This window comes from Vibrio crassostreae, assembly GCF_024347415.1.
Taxonomy (GTDB): domain Bacteria; phylum Pseudomonadota; class Gammaproteobacteria; order Enterobacterales; family Vibrionaceae; genus Vibrio; species Vibrio crassostreae.
Window position 1 is genome coordinate 1210850 of sequence record NZ_AP025477.1, and the last position, 17217, is coordinate 1228066.

Consider the following 17217-nt stretch of genomic DNA (forward strand, 5'->3'; position numbering starts at 1 on the left):
GTTGATCTATCGAGCTGATTTTTGCAGCGAGTTGCTGGGTATTTATACAAGGCAGAGGCTTTGATGTGTAGCTAGCCTACATGAGAAGCCAATAACGTAGTAGAAATGACCAGCAAACGCTGCCCGAAGGGTTCGGCTAAAAGCGTTCTACTCTTTGTTGAGGGAGATTTGCTTAGAATGACTAGGCTACTTCCCCCTCGCCGCGATTAAAACGCTTTTATCTCGAACAAAATTTAACCTCGAAAGGTCAACACGCCCTAGGTATAAACTAAAAATTCGATATTAAGCGTGCTTCAAGCTTGCATGCGGGTGAACGCCCGAGCCTGACGCTTTCGGCGCTGGGTGCATTGCTTGATATTCAGCGTTAAGCACTTGAATCACACTCTGAGCCAGGCTTACAGCCCAGAAGCTGCCAGCAATAGTCAAGCTCAGGTAATCTTCCGAAAGCTCAACCAAACCATTCTTTTCCCAATGTGAGAACAAAGGCTTCAAGTAATCGAACGTGTCTTGTCCCATAAAGGTCGGCAACGTACTTCTTCTAACAACACCAGAATCAAAGCCTGCCTTTAATGTCGAGAAGATTGGCTCTAATGAGCTTTGCTTCGTCATCATGGCAATCGGCAACTGACCTTGTTTTATAGACTCCATATAGCTGTCTAAAGTTCGATGTTGCATCACACCGTGACCGCCAATGTTGCCACCAGCACCACAACCAATTGGAAGCACTTCGGCATAAGTTTTCGCTAAGCTGTTGTAAATGCTGCGTTCGCGGTTATCGCGAGTCCAGTGATTCACGCTCAGTTGTTTAACCTTGTGCTTAGCCATGAACTCAACACCCGCCAAATACATGCTCGCCTTATCAGGCGTATTGGCCGGTGGTGGGATTTTTCCTTTCTCAACAAGATTAAGCATAGGTGCATTGCCCGCAACGATCAGTTGGTAGAGGTCAATACCGTGTGCGCCAGTAGACATGTAGTCTTCTAAATCTTGTTGGAACACTTCCATAGACTGGTGCGGTAGTCCGTATAACAAATCCAGAACGATGGGCGCTTGCTCTGTACGACTTAGTGAACTGATACGTTCTAGCACAACCTCTCGGTCATCTAGGCGCTTAGCACTGCGTCGAACTTGAGTGTTGAAACTTTGAATGCCAAAAGAGAAACGGTTGAAACCACCTTCAAGCGCACGATCAAACATCTCGTCGCCAAATCGATTGATGCGCCCTTCTAAAGTCATTTCCACATCGTTTGCTAACGGAAAGTATTGGCGAATCGCTTTACCTAGTTGCTCCACCTGTTGAGGCGATAGATCGGTAGGTGTTCCACCACCAATGTAGACGGCGTGAAATAATCCAGACTGAGCCCAAAGCGTTTTGGCTTTTTGCTTTAGCTCAACCATCAGAGCATCGAAGTACTCATCCACTAATTTTCGGCTTGCAGCATTTTGGAAGAAGTTACAGAACGTACAGCGCACACGGCAGAAAGGAATGTGGATATACAAGCAACGCTTATCCTGTTTCTTCCCTTCGCTTAGCATCTGTTCATCAAAGAGCTCCAACTTCTTGCTCGGGTCGACCGGAATTGAACTTCCTCCGGCGTGTGCAGAATGCTTTTTGGCAAACGCAAAACGAAGCGGATCAGGGCTAGAAACGCCCAAGATTGATTCGTCGAATTTATAAATATTAAGACTCATATAATCTCTCTAAACACTTACATAGCAAAGCCTGGAAGACTATTCGCTAAAAACTGAGAGAATCATAGATACACGCAAATGATAATGCAATTGATAATTGATCTTATTTAGATTCTAAGCAATAATCCGATACAGAATTTTGATTTGGTAAAGGATTGACTGTGAACGTTCCTAGATATGTTATTGCAGGCGGAGCATCGTTAGTGATTCATGCAGCGCTGTTGTTTGTCGCTCAAGAATCCAAAGTATTTGCGATGCCTGCAGGTAGCCAATCGAGCACGGTATCGATCAACTTCACTCCTAAGAGCATTCCTTCACAAGCTCAGCAAAAAACAATCACAGAACCTGTTGAACCAGAGCCAGTAAAAGAAACAGTCTCGCAAGCCGAACCTAAACCAGTCGAACCAAAAACGGTTGAGCCAAAGCAAGCTAAGCCAACCCCAAAGAAAAAAGCGCTCACCAATAAGCCTCAGTCAAAGAAAGTTGAGAAAAAAGTAATTGAGAAGAAGGTCGTCGAGAAAAAGCCAGTTCAAAAGAAACCAGTGACTGAGAAAAAGGTAGTTAAGAGAGAACACCCAGAGCTGAAACCAGCCACTCAAGCAGAGAGGTTGGCCGACAAGAAAGTCGATAAGAATATGGACGAGTCTGCCAACCAACCTCAGGAAGTAAACCAAGGCGTATCAAACCAAGAGCCGATGCTAGTCACTAAGCCTTCTTTTTCTGCACGCCCTACACCGCCGAATTATCCTCGCCAAGCCAGACGTCGTGGCGTTGAAGGTGTTGCAACTTATGAGATCTGGTTAGACGCAGAAGGCAAACAAATTAAACAAGCATTAGTAAATTCATCAGGCGCACTAATGCTCGATAACGCCGCTTTAGACGCCATTAAACAATGGAAATTCTCACCTCATACTGTCAATGGTCGAGCGATTGCTCACCGAGTACAAATACCTGTTCGTTTTAGGTTGGATTAATCATGCAACAAATCAGTTACTTACAAGATCAACTGGGCTTAATGACTTGGCCTCTTCTTATCTGTTCAGCACTAACAGCAATGATCATCGCAGAGCGTGTATTCCAAGTCATGCTCAGCATTGGTGTGGGCAAACGAGCCATTCGTCGTGAGCTAAACCAAATCTCACCAACCAACAGTAAAGAGATTGAAGCGCTTGCTCAGTCGATTTCAGATAAACGCCCGCTACTGTACAAGGGCGTGTCAATGTTGCTTGCTCACCACTCTTTCTCAAAAGGGTTGCGTGAAGATGCTGCTGGCATTTGGCTACAAGAAAAACGCCACCAGCTTCATGCAGGTTTAAGACTGCTTGGTTTGATCGGCGTGATCAGCCCACTCATCGGCTTGCTTGGCACGGTACTTGGCCTTATTGAAATGTTCAAAGGTGTTGCCGCGACAACAGGCAGCATCACGCCCAATGATTTGGCAGACGGTCTTGGATTAGCAATGAGAACGACTGCCGCAGGCTTGATGATTGCACTTCCTGCTATTTCAGGTGCACAACTATTAGGCCTTTGGGCTGACCGAGTGCTTGCTCAGTTAGAACATACTCTGAACTATGTGAATGTGTGGCTAGAAGGCATGTCGATTCAAACGAATCAATCCGATGATACTCAAGGTAAGCCTGACAACAAAACCTCTATCGGTGATGTGAGCCAAGCATGATTAAAACGCCCTACTCATCGAACACACAGAGCCTGGCTCCTGACTTAACGCCGTTACTCGACATCATTTTTATCGTGATGGTTTTCCTATTGCTTACTGCATCGGTAAAGCTGGAATCGCTAGAAGTTGAGCTGCCAAGCTCGGATGTCAAAAACGTTTCTGAAGTCCACAAAGATTCGATTAGCGTCAATATTTTAGACCACGAACCCTACTGGGCGATTAACGGCCAAGAGTACATCGACTGGGAAAATTTCAAGATAGCCTTGTTAGAAGAGACAGGTTCTGCGGATAAAAAGCCGATCATCATTGGCGCAGATAAAGCTGCCAACGTGGAGAACCTAGTGAAGTTGCTTTCATTCCTTCAAGAGAACGGAATACCAGCGACTCAATTGCTCACTGACGATGGCTAGAACAACACTCAATTTTCAGAAGGTTTAGCTATTGATTGGTGAGACTAAAAAGCCAGAACTAAACCTCTCTATAAATTCGAACTCACAATGCGAACGGACTTCTCACTGAGTATCTTCGCGATACAAGAAGAAAATATAAAGATAAATATTATGAACAACTTAAACGTGCTCAATAAATTAAAGACCAAGACACACCTCCTTTCATTAGCAGCAATCAGCCTGGCACTTAGCGCATCACCCACAATGGCCAACGACGCTGAACAACCTCGCATCATCAGTGCTGGCAGTGCCGTTACAGAATTAATTTTAGCGCTTGGCGCAAAAGAACAATTGGTGGGTATTGATGTGACTAGCCGCTTCCCTCAGTCTGAAAAGCTACCAAAGATTGGCTACCACAGAAACCTGTCTGCGGAAGGTTTACTTGCCCTAGAGCCAACCACATTGATTGGCTCTGATGAAATGGGACCAGACAACGCGATCTCTCAATTAAAATCGGCAGGCGTCGATGTCGAGATCGTGAACACTGAAGCAAACGTTGAAGGGTTATTGAAGCGTATCGACCAAATCGCCAAGATTACCGATACCAAAGCACAGTCACAGCAAGTTAAAGCTGAAGTAAATCAGAAGATTGCTGCACTGAAAGCGAACCAAGTACCAAGCAACGAAGCGAAGAAGGTGCTTTTCTTATTGCTGCATGAAGGTCGTCCTGCGAACGTTGCTGGTGGTGAAACATCACCAAACGCAATCATCGAATTAGCTGGCGGTATCAACCCTGCCGCTCAGAGCTTAACGTCTTACAAGCCACTTTCAATGGAATCACTCGTTGAGATGCAACCTGATGTCATTTTAGTAAGCGGCCGTAGCTATCAAAAAATGGGCGACGCGGATGCCATCCTTAAATCACTGCCTATGCTAGCGGCAACCCCTGCAGGTATGAACAAGCAAATCATTACCGTAAATGGCAGTGCTTTGGTTGGCGGGCTTGGCCTAGAAAGTCTCTCTGAAGCTAAGCGTTTAAACGCACTTATCTACCCGCTATAACTCGACCACCCTATTTCTGCTATCGCTAATTCACTTCCCTTCACCAACTGACTCACGCTTTTGGTGAAGGAGATAAAAGTTAGCGATAGATATTGAGGCCCTTTATGTTGTTACGATCCGTCCCACTGAAAACATCGATGTTAGGCCTAGGTGCTACCTTAGCTTTTGTCGCACTGTACTCGATCACTGTTGGGCCAATGAACATTAGCTTAGCCGACAGCGCTACGAGCTTAATTCGACCAAACAATGACTTAGCACCTCACATTAACTTAGTGATTCAAGAGATTCGCTTGCCAAGAACCATCTTGTGCATGCTGATTGGTGCAATCCTCGCCTTATGTGGCGCGGTAATGCAGGGTTTGTTTCGAAACCCACTTGCCGAGCCTGGTATCATCGGTGTGTCTGCGGGCGCAGCATTAGGTGCTGCACTGGCTATCGTTTTGTTCTCTGAGCTTTCACTTCAATACCCTGCTTTCATGAACTTTGCTGCAGTACCTGTGTTTGCCTTTTTAGGTGGCGCTTTAACCACACTGTTGGTCTATAAGTTAGGCACGGGGAAATTCGGCACCTCTGTCACCATCATGTTGTTGGCGGGTGTAGCGATCAGTGCGCTCTCTGGCGCTGGTATTGGCTTCTTGAATTTTATTGCTGATGACCAAATGCTGCGTGATCTTTCACTGTGGTCGATGGGTTCACTAGCAGGCGCTAAGTGGTCAGGTATTTTACTGGCTGCTGTCACACTCGTTGGGTTGTTTGTTGTTTTCTACCGCCAGGCGATGCCTTTGAATGCCCTATTACTGGGCGAGTCAGAAGCACAACACCTTGGCATCCCAGTACAGAAACTCAAGCGAAAGCTGATTCTACTGACTGCCGCAGGCGTTGGTATCACGGTGAGCCTGTCTGGCATGATTGGTTTTATTGGCCTAGTGATACCTCATTTAGGTCGTATGTTGGCAGGGCCTGACCACCGAGTTCTTCTACCACTATCTGCGGTACTAGGCGCATTGTTGTTAACAGCCGCAGACATGTTCTCACGCGTTGTACTGGCACCAGCAGAGCTGCCAGTGGGTATTGTCACAGCAATCATCGGCGCTCCATTCTTCTTGTATCTACTATTCCAACAGAAAGGGAGAATCCTTTAATGTTTCCTGCAGCGTTAAAAGCAACCGACATCGAAGTGAAGTTCGGCAGCAAAGTGATATTAGATGGCGTTTCTATTGAGATTGAAGCAGGAAAGGTAACCACATTGCTTGGGCCAAACGGCGCAGGAAAAAGCACGCTGCTGAAAGCTTTATGTCAGGAGATATCGAGCACGGGTGATATCCAGTATTTTGGACATGTCAAAGACAAGTGGCCTTCACGCAAGTTGGCGAAACATTTGGCTATGCTTCCTCAACACAGTACCTTGACCTTCCCTTTTTTGGCACATGAAGTTGTTGAGCTTGGTGGTATACCTCTGCAAGAATCCAACAAGAAGCTGACCAGCATTGCTAGCCAAAAAATGGATGTTGCTGATGTGACTCACCTAAGTGAAAGACTCTACCCTTCGCTATCTGGCGGTGAAAAACAGCGAGTTCACTTGGCTCGAGTGTTAACTCAACTCCACCACTCTGGCGATCAATGTATCTTGATGCTTGATGAACCCACATCAGCACTGGATCTTGCCCACCAGCACAACACCTTAAAGATCGCGAGAGAGCTAGCCGACAACCACAATGCCGCCGTTATCGTGGTTCTGCACGACCTAAACCTAGCCGCTCAATATTCTGATCGACTCGTAGTATTAAAAGACGGTAGCTTGGTGTGTGATGGCAGCCCTTGGGAGGCACTTCAATCTTCAATGATTGAGGATGTATACGGCTACAAAAGTATAGTAGAAAAGCACCCAACCATGAGCTTCCCTCAGGTTCACCCCGCCCAATAGACTCGATTTAGAACCCACTCATTTTGAGTATTCGTTCCTAATAACAGTTAAGTCATTCTAAGCCTCGATTTTCTCGAGGCTTTTTATTGGCTCATAGCCTCTCTCTCACCTGAAACTCAATTTTATTAGCAACTATAGCAATGAACCCCACAACGTCTCACTCCGAGCGTTTGAGGCTCTAGAAATAAACAGTATCAGTTAGTGTTGCTTAGTTTTTTGCAACTAAGATTGAATATAAGAGGCAAACGTAAGCATTTAAAAAGAAAAGAAATAACTTCATTTGGAACTAAATACAGTTAGCGGCAACGGTGTGAGAGCAAGAGAAAAAGAGCGAGATAAATGAAATTGCAGGCACAAAAAAAGCCCCCGTAGGAGCTTCTTTCATTGTGTATTGATTATTGGCTCATTCGAATCAATGATTTACCAATCAACCACTCTAGTTCTTTACCGCTAGTATCGCCAAACTGAGTTTCAGTCAGCTTGTATAGACGATCAATACCGTTTGCAGCGAACTCATGCGCGCTCTCAGCAGTAACGATATGATGGAAAAGTAAACGTAAAATCGCTAGGAACTCAGCGTCTTCAAGTGCTGCAACCCAGCTAGCTGAAAATGCGTCAAGGCCATTTTCGAAGTCAATGTGTTCCATGAACATCTTGAAAATACGACCGTCTAAAGCAGCAGTAAAATCCGTTTTCTTTGGAAAGTGATGACTAATACCTGTACGAGAAACGCCTGTTTGTTGACTCAACGTCGTGTATGACATCTTGTCGTAACCCAATCTCAATAGCTGGTCCACAACGGCATCCATGATCTTCTGGATCGTGATTTCTGTATCTTCTTTACTACGCTTTGGCATATTCAGGCTCTTCTCTTTGTAAATCCATCTAACTCAATCAAATGAAGTCAGAATGAAAATCGTTATCAGCATTATGTGAGCAAGGTATTTTTTCGCAAGTATTTATAACTAAATTCACACAAATACTATGTACGAACAATTTTACAGTGATATCTCTTTGGACACTTTGTCTAATTATTCTTCGAAAATCACCTTACAATCCTAAGTCGATAAGTTTAAATAACTACTTAGAATATGAAATACCCAACGAAAAATTCATTGTATAAATACCTATCAAGCGATAGATAGTCTTATAAAATCATTCCTGGCGCAACTAAGTGAATGATATTCTGACAAATTAATAACATTCCTTTTCAACAAAACGTGAGGTAAATCACATACATATTTATCGGCGCGAATGTAGATATTCATTAAGCACCTTAACAAACAACATAGCATACCAGTACAAATTAGTTCAAAGGTTTTAATTTTTGTAGATACAGTTCAAATTGCTCGTTAGAATAACCTCAGACTTTGTAAGAGGATTATTTATGAGCCAAGATATTGGTAACAATGATGTATGTGAGGCTTGCGGTTGCGCAGGTGAAATTGGCTTCATCATCAAAGAAGGCGACGATGTTGCTGAAGTAACGGTTTACGGTAACTCTAAAGCCCTTATTGAAGCTGAATTCGCTAAGTACGTTGAGTTAGCAAAGCAAGTGTCTAGCAATGTTGAATTTGAAGCGTCAGAGATGACTGAAGAAAGCACAGAATTGCATGCACGCTTTAAATTTGAAGTAAGCGCTGAAAAGATTATTTTCGAACTTAAGACTCGCTCTCTAGCTCGCTAATATAAGCACTTACACGCACACTATTAAAAGACGAGTTTATTGCTCGTCTTTTTTTATTATTTCAACCCAACCTAGAGCACCATTAGTCTCAAAGTCATTTTCAGCCGCACATTTAATCACAACACCCGACACCTCAACGATAGCACCGACACTATATGCCCTATCATTGTAATAACAAACTCGTTGCTGTGAACCACTCTGAGTGACTACGACTGCCGCCTTTGCTGGCGTTGATATTGTTTTATTAGCACTTGCTGATATTGAGCAAAGCACCGCGGATAAAATCACAAAAATTTTCAGAATTTGACGCTTTATTCGAATCATAGATTTACCTTTCATTGTCTCTGATTCCTATTTACCTACCAACAAATGAGTAAAACACTATGCGAGGGTAATTTTTTCATTATAGTGTTAACGTCTATCGTAATAAGAAGCTCGTTATGCTCCGAATAATTGCACTTATTATTGGTTCTTTAACCATAACAAATGTGACTGCAGAACCACTCGATCAGTATCAAATATTGAACCATCTCGACAATTACGGAAACTTATATCTACGAAATAAGCCTTATACATCACTACCCACTGGGTTAATTGTTGATGGCAATCTAAATATAGAGAACACAGCGATCACTCGCCTGCCTAAAGGCTTAGAAGTTAACGGTAGCCTCAAAGGCTCTAACAGCCAGCTCTCTCGAGTTCCGACTGGAATTAAGATAAAAGGCTACGCCGACTTAATTGGCAGCAAAATCACCAGCTGGCCAAGAGGCGTAAGAGTGGGTGGTTTTATCAACCTCACTGATACTCCACTTCAGAGGCTACCTAATGGCTTTAGAGTGAAAGGCGATCTGAGCGTGATTCGTACGCCTTTAACAGAACTACCAAACGGGATAATCATTGATGGTGACTTATATATAGGTGGTTCTGGGATCACAACGTTTCCCGATACCATGACAGTCAAAGGCAACATCTATCTAGGCGGCAACACTGTAACCACATGGCCAACCAACCTAGAACTCGGTGGCGCTGTCGCTCGATAGTTCAATCCAAACTTTAGGTCTTAAAAGCAGATGACCAGCAACAAAAAAGGAGCCTAAGGCTCCTTTTTCAGTTCCATCAATGAACTCGTTTGCTAACACTCGTTAGCCGATATTCTTCACTGGGTTCGCATAGCTATCGATCAAGTATTGACGAGCGCCTTGTGGCAAAGTCGATAACTTCTCTTCAAACTCTTGCTTAACCGCAGCTGTAATCGACTCGTCTTCTCTTTCCGCTGCTAGCAAGTTAACTGGGAACAGCTTGTAGTTATCGTGGATCTGACGATCGATCTCTTCAGCAAGAGCTTCAGGCGTATCAAAATCTTGGTTGATAACCTGACCGAAGCCGACGTGAACGCGTCCTTTATTACCGATGATGCCTTGAATGATACTTTCGATATCTTCAAACTCACCCTTTTCGTAACTACCGTTTACGTCTTTTTCGAAAAGCTCTATCGCTTTAGCTGTGTCACATGGGTCGTTCTCGTAAGAAATAGCCACAGGAACAATCTTTAATGACTTTACGTATTCAGGAAAAGCAATTTTTTGCTTACGTCCTTCAACATGGAACATTTTCAAGATTGCTGGCTCAGTAAAATCGTTACCGTCTTTAGCGCGACCTTCCTTTTGAGCGATCCAGATTGAGTTACCCGTTTCTAGAGAGTGCTTAATGTAAGAAGACAACTGCCCTAGCGCTTTCATCATTTCACGTGGTCCTTTCAGAGAACGCTTTACGATAAAGCTCTTGTTCAAACGCATCAATTCAGTTGCACAAGGCTTCTTCAACAGGTTGTCACCAATAGCGATACGACAAGTCTGATGATTATTTTGATGCAGAGCATAATTTACCAACGCAGGATCCATAGCAATGTCACGATGGTTTGATACAAACAGATAAGCTTGGTTCGCATCCAATGACTCGACACCAGTGTACGTCACACCGTTGGTGGTTTTCGCTAGCGTGTCGCGTAAGTACTTTTTCACTTCAATCTGAATGGATTCAACGCTAGTCAGCTTGCTCCATTTCATTTTTAAGTACACACGCAAAATCGGGCTCATTAATGCTTTGAACCAAGACGCATGGTTTGAAAAACGGTAGTGCAAGATTGCACTGATAAATTCTTCATCATTAATAAGACGGTTTAGTGCCGCTGGAATTTCATCATCGCCGTAAGGGCGAATATCAACATATGGATCGGTTGGAGAGGTCATTTTTTCATTCATATAATAAAAAGCTGGCTCATTCTACGCGTTGTTTTGACTTCTCGCAGCTACAGAGCCCATACTTTTGACAAGGTCAGACCAGAAACATTGAAAATCCCCTGTTATTGTTGGCATTCTTTAAGATTAACGGTAATCTTGACGCCCCAAAATTAAGGTACTATCTATGAACTTCGCTATTGAATATACATCGGCTTACTTTTCACACTTGGTGATCACACCACGCAAGAAAGTACTAAAACATAGCCTTGTATCGGTTCAAAGTGGCTTGGTTTTGATCAAACTGGGTAAGCAAGAGTACGCTGTTGAACCTGGCCAAAGCGTTTGGATTCCCTTTGACTGCTTAACTTCGTTGACTTACTTCCCAAACACTCAAATTAGCCGTGTCGACTTTTCTGTACGTTTGACGGATTCATTCCCAAGACAAGCGGGGTACATTACGCAAACTAACCTCTCTTCGGCACTATTAGAAAAGCTAGAACAGACCAAAGCTCGCGCTTCCAATGCCAATAATACGGAACAAGCGTTTAAAGATATGCTTTCTGTATTGAAGCAAGAAGTGCTGTCGTTTAAACCACTGCTTTGCGAAAGTGCGCTTTCTCAGCGATTCAATCAATGGAACATTGATGATTCAAACCTACCACAAGAGCACACTCTGGTGATGGTGATGCGAGAAGCAAAGAAACGTATGCAGTCAGGCCAAAAACGTTCACTTGTGATTGATGATCTGTTCTCAGGTAAAGAGGAAGAGTTCGAGCAACTGTGTATGCTTGTTTTTGGTAAAGATTTATAGCTTGGCGGTAAGTGAGAGTTGGTATTTAAACTAATAAGCCAGATACTAAAAAGCCGCAAAAACTGAGTTTTTGCGGCTTTTTTAATTCTTAGTGTTTTTACATAGATAGCAATCTATCTATGTCACTACCTGTCTAAAATGGCAATTCAACCTGCATCATTAGGTCGGCGTCACGTGAGTCATGCCAACGATAATCAAAGCGCATACGCGGCTGCCCTTCTACTTTCTCACCAAAACCGATGCTGAGTTGAAGACCATGATTCATCAACCACTCTTCCGTCGACATATCATACTGCTCGTCTTCCAGATCTTCGGGAAACCACATCCCCAAACCTACATAGTTTGATTCAATGCTTTGTGTCAGTAGTGGTGCGTCTTTACTTTGAAGAACCCAATCAGACCAATAATCAGGTGTACTTTCTGGTTCATCATCGCTCAGCCCACTGATTTCCATCATACGTTGGCCAAAAGACTCGATACTCGAAGAAAAGTCCAAGCAATTATCGTCACTAGAAGTCAGCATGATCGAATCTAAGCTAAAAAAGTCACATTCAGCGTATGCAGGCATACTGCATGCTGTTATCAACAACGTCGCTGGTATCGCGCGCTTTAGCATAGTCATCAGACCTCTTGAATTAATGAATCTACATTATTGTATACAGACCACTATCTTGCAACATCTTTGTAACTGACTTAGTGCTCAGTTTTGATACATCGCTTCCACTTATCAACGCATTACGAATGTCTGTACTACGAATTTTGACTTTTTCAGGGCAAGCCATTACAGACCACTGCTCGGTAATCTCATCTGATTTATAGAAAGATGAGAACTTAAAGAAGTTATCTGGGCCAATCACAAACGTCAGTTCAGCGTCACGATGTAACTTTTGAAGTTCACTGAGCACTGCAAAAGTCGTGACGCTTTCACCTGGGGTAAATAGGCTCTTTTCGATCAAAGAAAGCTCCACTTGATCCAGTGAAAGATCACTAATAAATGCGTTAACTAACTGACATCTCGTATCAAAGTCTAGCATCTCTTTTCCCCAAGCATGGGCAATACTTGGAACCAGAAGAATCTTGTCGAAATGAGCCAGTGAATCAATCACACTTTTATGCCCTAAGCTCGGCGGATTAAACGCACTACCGAAAATGGCTATTTTTTCCATTATTAATTACTGCCTTCTCTTTCTAAGCTTGTGCAAAGAGGTTTTTAAATCGAATGATTTAGGTATGATAACACTAGATTTTTAATTTGCTTGCAGGAAAGGAATACGAATGGAACAGTTAATTCGTGACGAAATGCGCGTACTACCTTCAATTGACCCTCACTTCGAAGTGACTCGTCGTGTGGACTTTATCAAAACGAAACTTCAACAGTCTGGCTGCAAGTCCCTGATCCTTGGTATCAGTGGCGGTGTAGACTCAACGACCTGTGGCCGCTTGGCACAAATGGCCGTTGATAGCCTTAATGAAACTGCTGGTAGCAACGACTACCAATTCATCGCAGTTCGCCTACCTTACGGTGAACAAAAAGATGAAGACGAAGCGCAACTTGCGCTGTCTTTCATTCAGCCTTCTCAATCTGTTTCTGTAAACATCAAAGCGGGTGTTGATGGGCTTCACGCTGCATCTCACGTTGCGCTTGAAGGTACAGGCTTACTACCAACAGACTCTGCGAAGATCGACTTTGTAAAAGGTAACGTAAAAGCTCGAGCTCGTATGATCGCACAATACGAAATCGCAGGTTACGTTGGTGGTCTTGTGATTGGTACTGATCACTCAGCAGAAAACATTACTGGCTTCTACACCAAACACGGTGACGGTGCCTGTGATTTAGCGCCTTTGTTTGGCCTGAATAAGCGTCAAGTTCGAGAACTTGCAGCAACGCTAGGTGCGCCAGAGCTATTGGTTAAGAAAGTTCCTACTGCCGACCTAGAAGAACTTGATCCACAGAAAGCCGACGAAGCAGCATTGAACCTTTCTTACGACCAAATCGATGATTTCCTTGAAGGTAAAGAAGTCCCTCAAGATGTGTCAGACCGCTTAGTAAGCATCTACAAAGCAACACAGCACAAGCGCCAACCAATCCCAACGATCTACGATTAATTAGTTTTTGAATTAGTCTCAGAATCAAAAAGGCCGGAAGCTCATTCACGAACTTCTGGCCTTTTCTATTTAGTGCTTTTCCTTTTGACCGAACGCGTCGTTAATCAACAACTTCGATATCGGTTTGAGGCACACTGCAACACGCCAGTATCTGTCCCATGTTGCGTTCATGTTCTTGCAGCGCTGGTACATCCGGTTGATGAACTTGCCCTGACTCAAGGGTCACTTTACAAGCACCACAGAAACCTGCACGGCAGCTTGATGCAATAGACACACCCGCCGACTCGGCTTGCTCTAGTAAGGTTGACTGGTTGTTACCTTCGAAAAGATAGCCGTTAACACTCAGTTGTAATTGCTTCACGGCTTCTTCAGTAGCCTGAGCGACACCAAATGCTTCTTGATGATAATGCTGAGGGTTAAGCCCCATTTGAATCAGTAGTTTCTTTGCATTATCCATAAAGCCATCAGGGCCACACACGAACGCTTGGCGCTTGTGTAACTCATCAATTTTAGCCACATGAGACACGCTTAAACGACCAGACAAACCATCCCACTCTTTCGTTGGCTGGCTTAACGAATAAATCACGCGCAACCCAGAATGTTCGTGAGCGATCTTATCAATCTCTGCTTGATAAGGGATATCTTCTTCACTGCTGCATTGGTGATAGAACACCACATCATCAATTTGATCATGGTCTGCTAAGTAACGAAGCATCGACAGCATTGGCGTGATGCCGCTACCTGCAGATAAAAGTAGTAAAGGGTGCGTTGGATTTTGTTCTAGATAAAAAGCACCGTCTGGGTTTTGAGCAACAAGAGTGTCACCTACTTGGAAATGGTCATTGAGCCAGTTTGAAATTTGACCATCGTCCACTCGCTTTACAGAAATCGCCAAACGGCCTGCGCGTGATGGGCTAGAAGATAACGTGTAACGACGAGAAACCTTCTCGCCATCAATCACCATCTCAATCGGTAGATGCTGCCCAGGCTGGTAACTTGGTAGTGAGTGGTTCTCTTTCGCTGGTTCTAGCCAAAACGTTGTAAAGTCGCGAGCGATCTCTTCACGTTCAACACAGGTTAAGTGCAGCGACTCCACCCATGTGTCTTCATAATGCTCTTTCTCTTTGGTTTCGAGCACCTCAACCACATCACCGGCTTTGATTAAACCTTCATTTTTCGCCACTAGGTTTTGACCAAAGAATACGCCACCACGCTCATTCGCTCTGAAAGTCGAGAAGGTATTCAGCGGCTCTTTTGTTGCTCTAAACTCGCCACGTTCAACATCCACCGTCGTTAGAATACAACGCTCACAAGGTTTCACCGCTTCGAATTCAACCTCGCCGATACGGATACGCTTCCAACCATCTTCAGCAAAGGCTTCTGTATTGGATACAACAAAATTGGTACGGAACTGATCCATCGAATGGACTTCAGGGCTGCGGCGATTCAGCTCATCAAGTGATGCTTGGCTGATGATCAACATCGGGTAACCGTCGGCAAAACTCACGTTATGGCCCAACTTTTCACGAACACGATTCGATTGTTCGCCAGAGAACAGTAACTCAACACGAACACCCAACACGTCACTGAACCAATCATCGGCTTCATCACATGTCGTGTATGCCGTGAAGCTGTCTTTCCACACCGTTGCTGGCGCTTCTTGCATCTTGAAGTTTGCATATTTCAGACGCAGTGGCTCTTTATCTTCATAAGTAAAGATCAAACCATCTGGCAGCAAGCTGGAAGACACTTTGACCATTTTCGGATATTTACGCGCCGTAACCATTGAGCCGTCAGCCAATGCCAGCATGAAACGTCTGTCAAAAATTAGACCTTGTTTTTCGACCCAAGCAGAAGAAAGCGCAATGCCGCCCACTGATTTAACCGGAAACACATTGATTTGAGATAAGGAAGGAGCTTGCTCTGAAGCCTTTCGATCTAGAGGTGACTGCGACATAACGATTCCAATGTTTTGTTGTTTGTCCCAATGCTAACAAATGGTTATAAATAGATAAACTGGCAGCTACTAAACACTTGATACTAAGCTAGTATCTTGAGATGTTTAGCTTTCTACCTTGATACATTAAGGCAGCAATGCAGTAACACGTTCTATACTTTGAACACAATTACCGCATTGAACTTTCATTGAATAAAAAGGATTTATCATGAACAAACTCGTCATTATCATCTTATGTGTACTACTTCCGCCTGTTGGCGTGTTCTTCGCTCGTGGTGCAGGTAAAGACCTTTTAATTAACATCATTCTGACTTTCTTCTTCTGGGTGCCCGGAATGATCCACGGACTCTGGGTGGCGACTCGTTAACCCGTCTCCGACCACCTCCGAGAATTAATACCGAATTAAATACGAAGAAAAACAAGCTCCTAACCCTGAAGAGTTAAAAATAGGATGAAATGAAAGTGCTTTTCCACTATCATCCTGTCGCCTAAACGTAAGCGATTGCTTTCACAGATTTCGCCGAGTTTAGGCTCCAACTACATAACACTTCAAATGGTGGGAGCCTTCAATGACACAACTTACGATTACTCGTCCTGACGACTGGCACGTTCATCTACGCGATGGCGAAGTATTAAAAGATACAGTGCGCGATATCAGCCGCTACAATGGTCGAGCGTTAATCATGCCAAATACCATCCCACCGGTAACCGATACCGAAATGGCTCTTGCTTACCGTGAACGCATCATGGCAGAGCAGCCAAGCGAGCAGTTCCAGCCTCTAATGGCACTTTACCTGACAGACAACACAACACCTGACGAAATTCGCAAAGCGAAAGAGTCTGGTACAGTAGTCGCTGCAAAGCTTTACCCAGCAGGCGCGACGACTAACTCGGATTCAGGCGTAACTTCGGCTCAAAAGATTTACCATGTGTTAGAAGCCATGCAAGAAGTGGATATGTTGCTACTGGTTCATGGTGAAGTAACCACTCACGATGTTGATATCTTTGACCGTGAGAAGCAATTCCTAGACACCGTGCTAGCGCCGATTGTGAACGACTTCCCTAACCTGAAGATTGTTCTAGAGCACATCACAACTGCTGATGCTGCAAACTTCGTGAAGAACGCGAACGACAACGTAGCGGCAACCATCACCGCTCACCACCTGCTTTACAACCGCAACCACATGTTGGTTGGCGGCATTAAGCCACACTTCTACTGCCTTCCTATCCTGAAGCGCAACACTCACCAATTAGCACTTATCGAAGCTGCTACAAGCGGCAGCAAGAAGTTCTTCTTGGGTACAGACTCGGCACCACACGCAAAAGGTGCAAAAGAGTCAGCATGTGGCTGTGCGGGTTCTTATACAGCGCACGCTGCCGTTGAACTGTACGCAGAAGTGTTCGACTTAGAAGGTAAGATTGAGAACCTAGAAGCGTTTGCAAGCCACAACGGCCCTGACTTCTACGGTATTCCACGTAACACGGACACCATCACTCTTGTTAAAGAAGAGTGGAACGTTGCTGAAACGATGCCTTTCGGTTCAGACATCGTTGTGCCAATCCGTGGCGGCGAGACGATCGCTTGGTCAGTAAAATAAGAACTTGGAAGGCAAAGTAAATACGATGTAGATACTTCGTAAATACTTCACTTCAACTAAAAAGGGTCACCCG

The 17217-nt window shown here is 44.2% G+C and carries 19 protein-coding genes; 12 read left to right on the top strand and 7 right to left on the bottom strand.

Features of this window, described 5'->3' with window-relative positions; all coding sequences use genetic code 11:
* Positions 1–282: 282 nt before the first annotated feature.
* The gene (hutW, locus tag OC193_RS21210) at positions 283–1692 is read right to left on the bottom strand and encodes a heme anaerobic degradation radical SAM methyltransferase ChuW/HutW (RefSeq protein WP_048662368.1); all 1410 of its coding nucleotides are present in this window, start codon (positions 1690–1692) and stop codon (positions 283–285) included.
* 161 nt (positions 1693–1853) lie between these two features.
* Between hutW and OC193_RS21215 the strand changes: the two genes are divergently transcribed.
* The 6 genes from OC193_RS21215 to OC193_RS21240 all read left to right on the top strand — a co-directional run bounded on the left by OC193_RS21215 (position 1854) and on the right by OC193_RS21240 (position 6745).
* A complete protein-coding gene (locus OC193_RS21215; RefSeq protein WP_048662369.1) occupies positions 1854–2666 on the top strand; it encodes an energy transducer TonB in 813 nt (270 codons plus the stop codon).
* A 2-nt stretch (positions 2667–2668) separates the two neighbouring features.
* Positions 2669–3370: a MotA/TolQ/ExbB proton channel family protein gene (locus OC193_RS21220; RefSeq protein WP_048662370.1), complete on the top strand. Its 702-nt coding sequence runs from the start codon at positions 2669–2671 to the stop codon at positions 3368–3370.
* Positions 3367–3780: an ExbD/TolR family protein gene (locus OC193_RS21225; RefSeq protein WP_048662371.1), complete on the top strand. Its 414-nt coding sequence runs from the start codon at positions 3367–3369 to the stop codon at positions 3778–3780. Before OC193_RS21220 ends, OC193_RS21225 begins: the two co-directional genes overlap by 4 nt.
* A 150-nt stretch (positions 3781–3930) precedes the next feature.
* The gene (locus OC193_RS21230; RefSeq protein ID WP_048662372.1) at positions 3931–4821 is read left to right on the top strand and encodes a heme/hemin ABC transporter substrate-binding protein; all 891 of its coding nucleotides are present in this window, start codon (positions 3931–3933) and stop codon (positions 4819–4821) included.
* 104 nt (positions 4822–4925) lie between these two features.
* On the top strand, positions 4926–5963 hold the full coding sequence (locus tag OC193_RS21235) for a FecCD family ABC transporter permease (RefSeq protein ID WP_048662373.1): 1038 nt from the start codon (positions 4926–4928) through the stop codon (positions 5961–5963).
* Positions 5963–6745: a heme ABC transporter ATP-binding protein gene (locus OC193_RS21240; RefSeq protein WP_048662374.1), complete on the top strand. Its 783-nt coding sequence runs from the start codon at positions 5963–5965 to the stop codon at positions 6743–6745. The genes OC193_RS21235 and OC193_RS21240 overlap by 1 nt, the downstream gene beginning before the upstream one ends.
* 395 nt (positions 6746–7140) lie before the next feature.
* Here the strand turns inward: OC193_RS21240 and OC193_RS21245 are convergent, their stop codons facing one another.
* Positions 7141–7602, bottom strand: coding sequence for a TetR/AcrR family transcriptional regulator (locus OC193_RS21245; RefSeq protein WP_004731875.1), 462 nt, complete (start codon positions 7600–7602; stop codon positions 7141–7143).
* Between the two features lie 530 nt (positions 7603–8132).
* On the opposite strand from OC193_RS21245, the gene OC193_RS21250 reads away from it, so the two are divergent.
* Entirely contained in the window at positions 8133–8432 is a 300-nt protein-coding gene (locus OC193_RS21250) for a YfcZ/YiiS family protein (RefSeq protein ID WP_017062761.1), read from the top strand.
* Between the two features lie 36 nt (positions 8433–8468).
* On the opposite strand, the gene OC193_RS21255 is transcribed toward OC193_RS21250, so the two are convergent.
* The gene (locus OC193_RS21255; protein ID WP_048662375.1) at positions 8469–8771 is read right to left on the bottom strand and encodes a YnjH family protein; all 303 of its coding nucleotides are present in this window, start codon (positions 8769–8771) and stop codon (positions 8469–8471) included.
* Positions 8772–8872: 101 nt separating this feature from the next.
* Here OC193_RS21255 and OC193_RS21260 point away from each other — a divergent pair, with 101 nt between their 5' ends.
* Complete coding sequence (locus OC193_RS21260; protein WP_048662376.1) at positions 8873–9472, top strand: hypothetical protein; 600 nt, start codon at positions 8873–8875, stop codon at positions 9470–9472.
* Positions 9473–9574: 102 nt separating this feature from the next.
* Here the strand turns inward: OC193_RS21260 and OC193_RS21265 are convergent, their stop codons facing one another.
* Positions 9575–10681, bottom strand: a complete 1107-nt coding sequence (locus tag OC193_RS21265; protein ID WP_048662534.1) for a 1-acyl-sn-glycerol-3-phosphate acyltransferase — start codon at positions 10679–10681, stop codon at positions 9575–9577.
* 175 nt (positions 10682–10856) lie between these two features.
* Between OC193_RS21265 and OC193_RS21270 the strand changes: the two genes are divergently transcribed.
* Positions 10857–11483, top strand: coding sequence for a hypothetical protein (locus tag OC193_RS21270; RefSeq protein ID WP_048662377.1), 627 nt, complete (start codon positions 10857–10859; stop codon positions 11481–11483).
* 133 nt (positions 11484–11616) lie between these two features.
* Here the strand turns inward: OC193_RS21270 and OC193_RS21275 are convergent, their stop codons facing one another.
* Both OC193_RS21275 and OC193_RS21280 read right to left on the bottom strand, forming a co-directional pair.
* Positions 11617–12105, bottom strand: coding sequence for a hypothetical protein (locus OC193_RS21275; protein ID WP_048661091.1), 489 nt, complete (start codon positions 12103–12105; stop codon positions 11617–11619).
* Positions 12106–12127: 22 nt separating this feature from the next.
* Positions 12128–12649 carry a nicotinate-nicotinamide nucleotide adenylyltransferase gene (locus OC193_RS21280; protein WP_048662378.1) on the bottom strand — a complete coding sequence of 174 codons (522 nt, stop codon included), beginning with the start codon at positions 12647–12649 and terminating at the stop codon, positions 12128–12130.
* A gap of 109 nt (positions 12650–12758) precedes the next feature.
* Between OC193_RS21280 and nadE the strand changes: the two genes are divergently transcribed.
* Positions 12759–13589 (top strand): ammonia-dependent NAD(+) synthetase, encoded by an 831-nt coding sequence (nadE, locus tag OC193_RS21285; RefSeq protein ID WP_048662379.1) that lies wholly within the window; start codon positions 12759–12761, stop codon positions 13587–13589.
* Positions 13590–13689: 100 nt separating this feature from the next.
* On the opposite strand, the gene OC193_RS21290 is transcribed toward nadE, so the two are convergent.
* Positions 13690–15546, bottom strand: a complete 1857-nt coding sequence (locus OC193_RS21290; protein WP_048662380.1) for a hybrid-cluster NAD(P)-dependent oxidoreductase — start codon at positions 15544–15546, stop codon at positions 13690–13692.
* Positions 15547–15754: 208 nt separating this feature from the next.
* Here OC193_RS21290 and OC193_RS21295 point away from each other — a divergent pair, with 208 nt between their 5' ends.
* Positions 15755–15913: a YqaE/Pmp3 family membrane protein gene (locus OC193_RS21295; RefSeq protein WP_004731890.1), complete on the top strand. Its 159-nt coding sequence runs from the start codon at positions 15755–15757 to the stop codon at positions 15911–15913.
* A 202-nt stretch (positions 15914–16115) separates the two neighbouring features.
* A complete protein-coding gene (gene pyrC, locus OC193_RS21300) occupies positions 16116–17144 on the top strand; it encodes a dihydroorotase (RefSeq protein WP_048662382.1) in 1029 nt (342 codons plus the stop codon).
* The last annotated feature ends 73 nt before the right edge of the window (positions 17145–17217 follow it).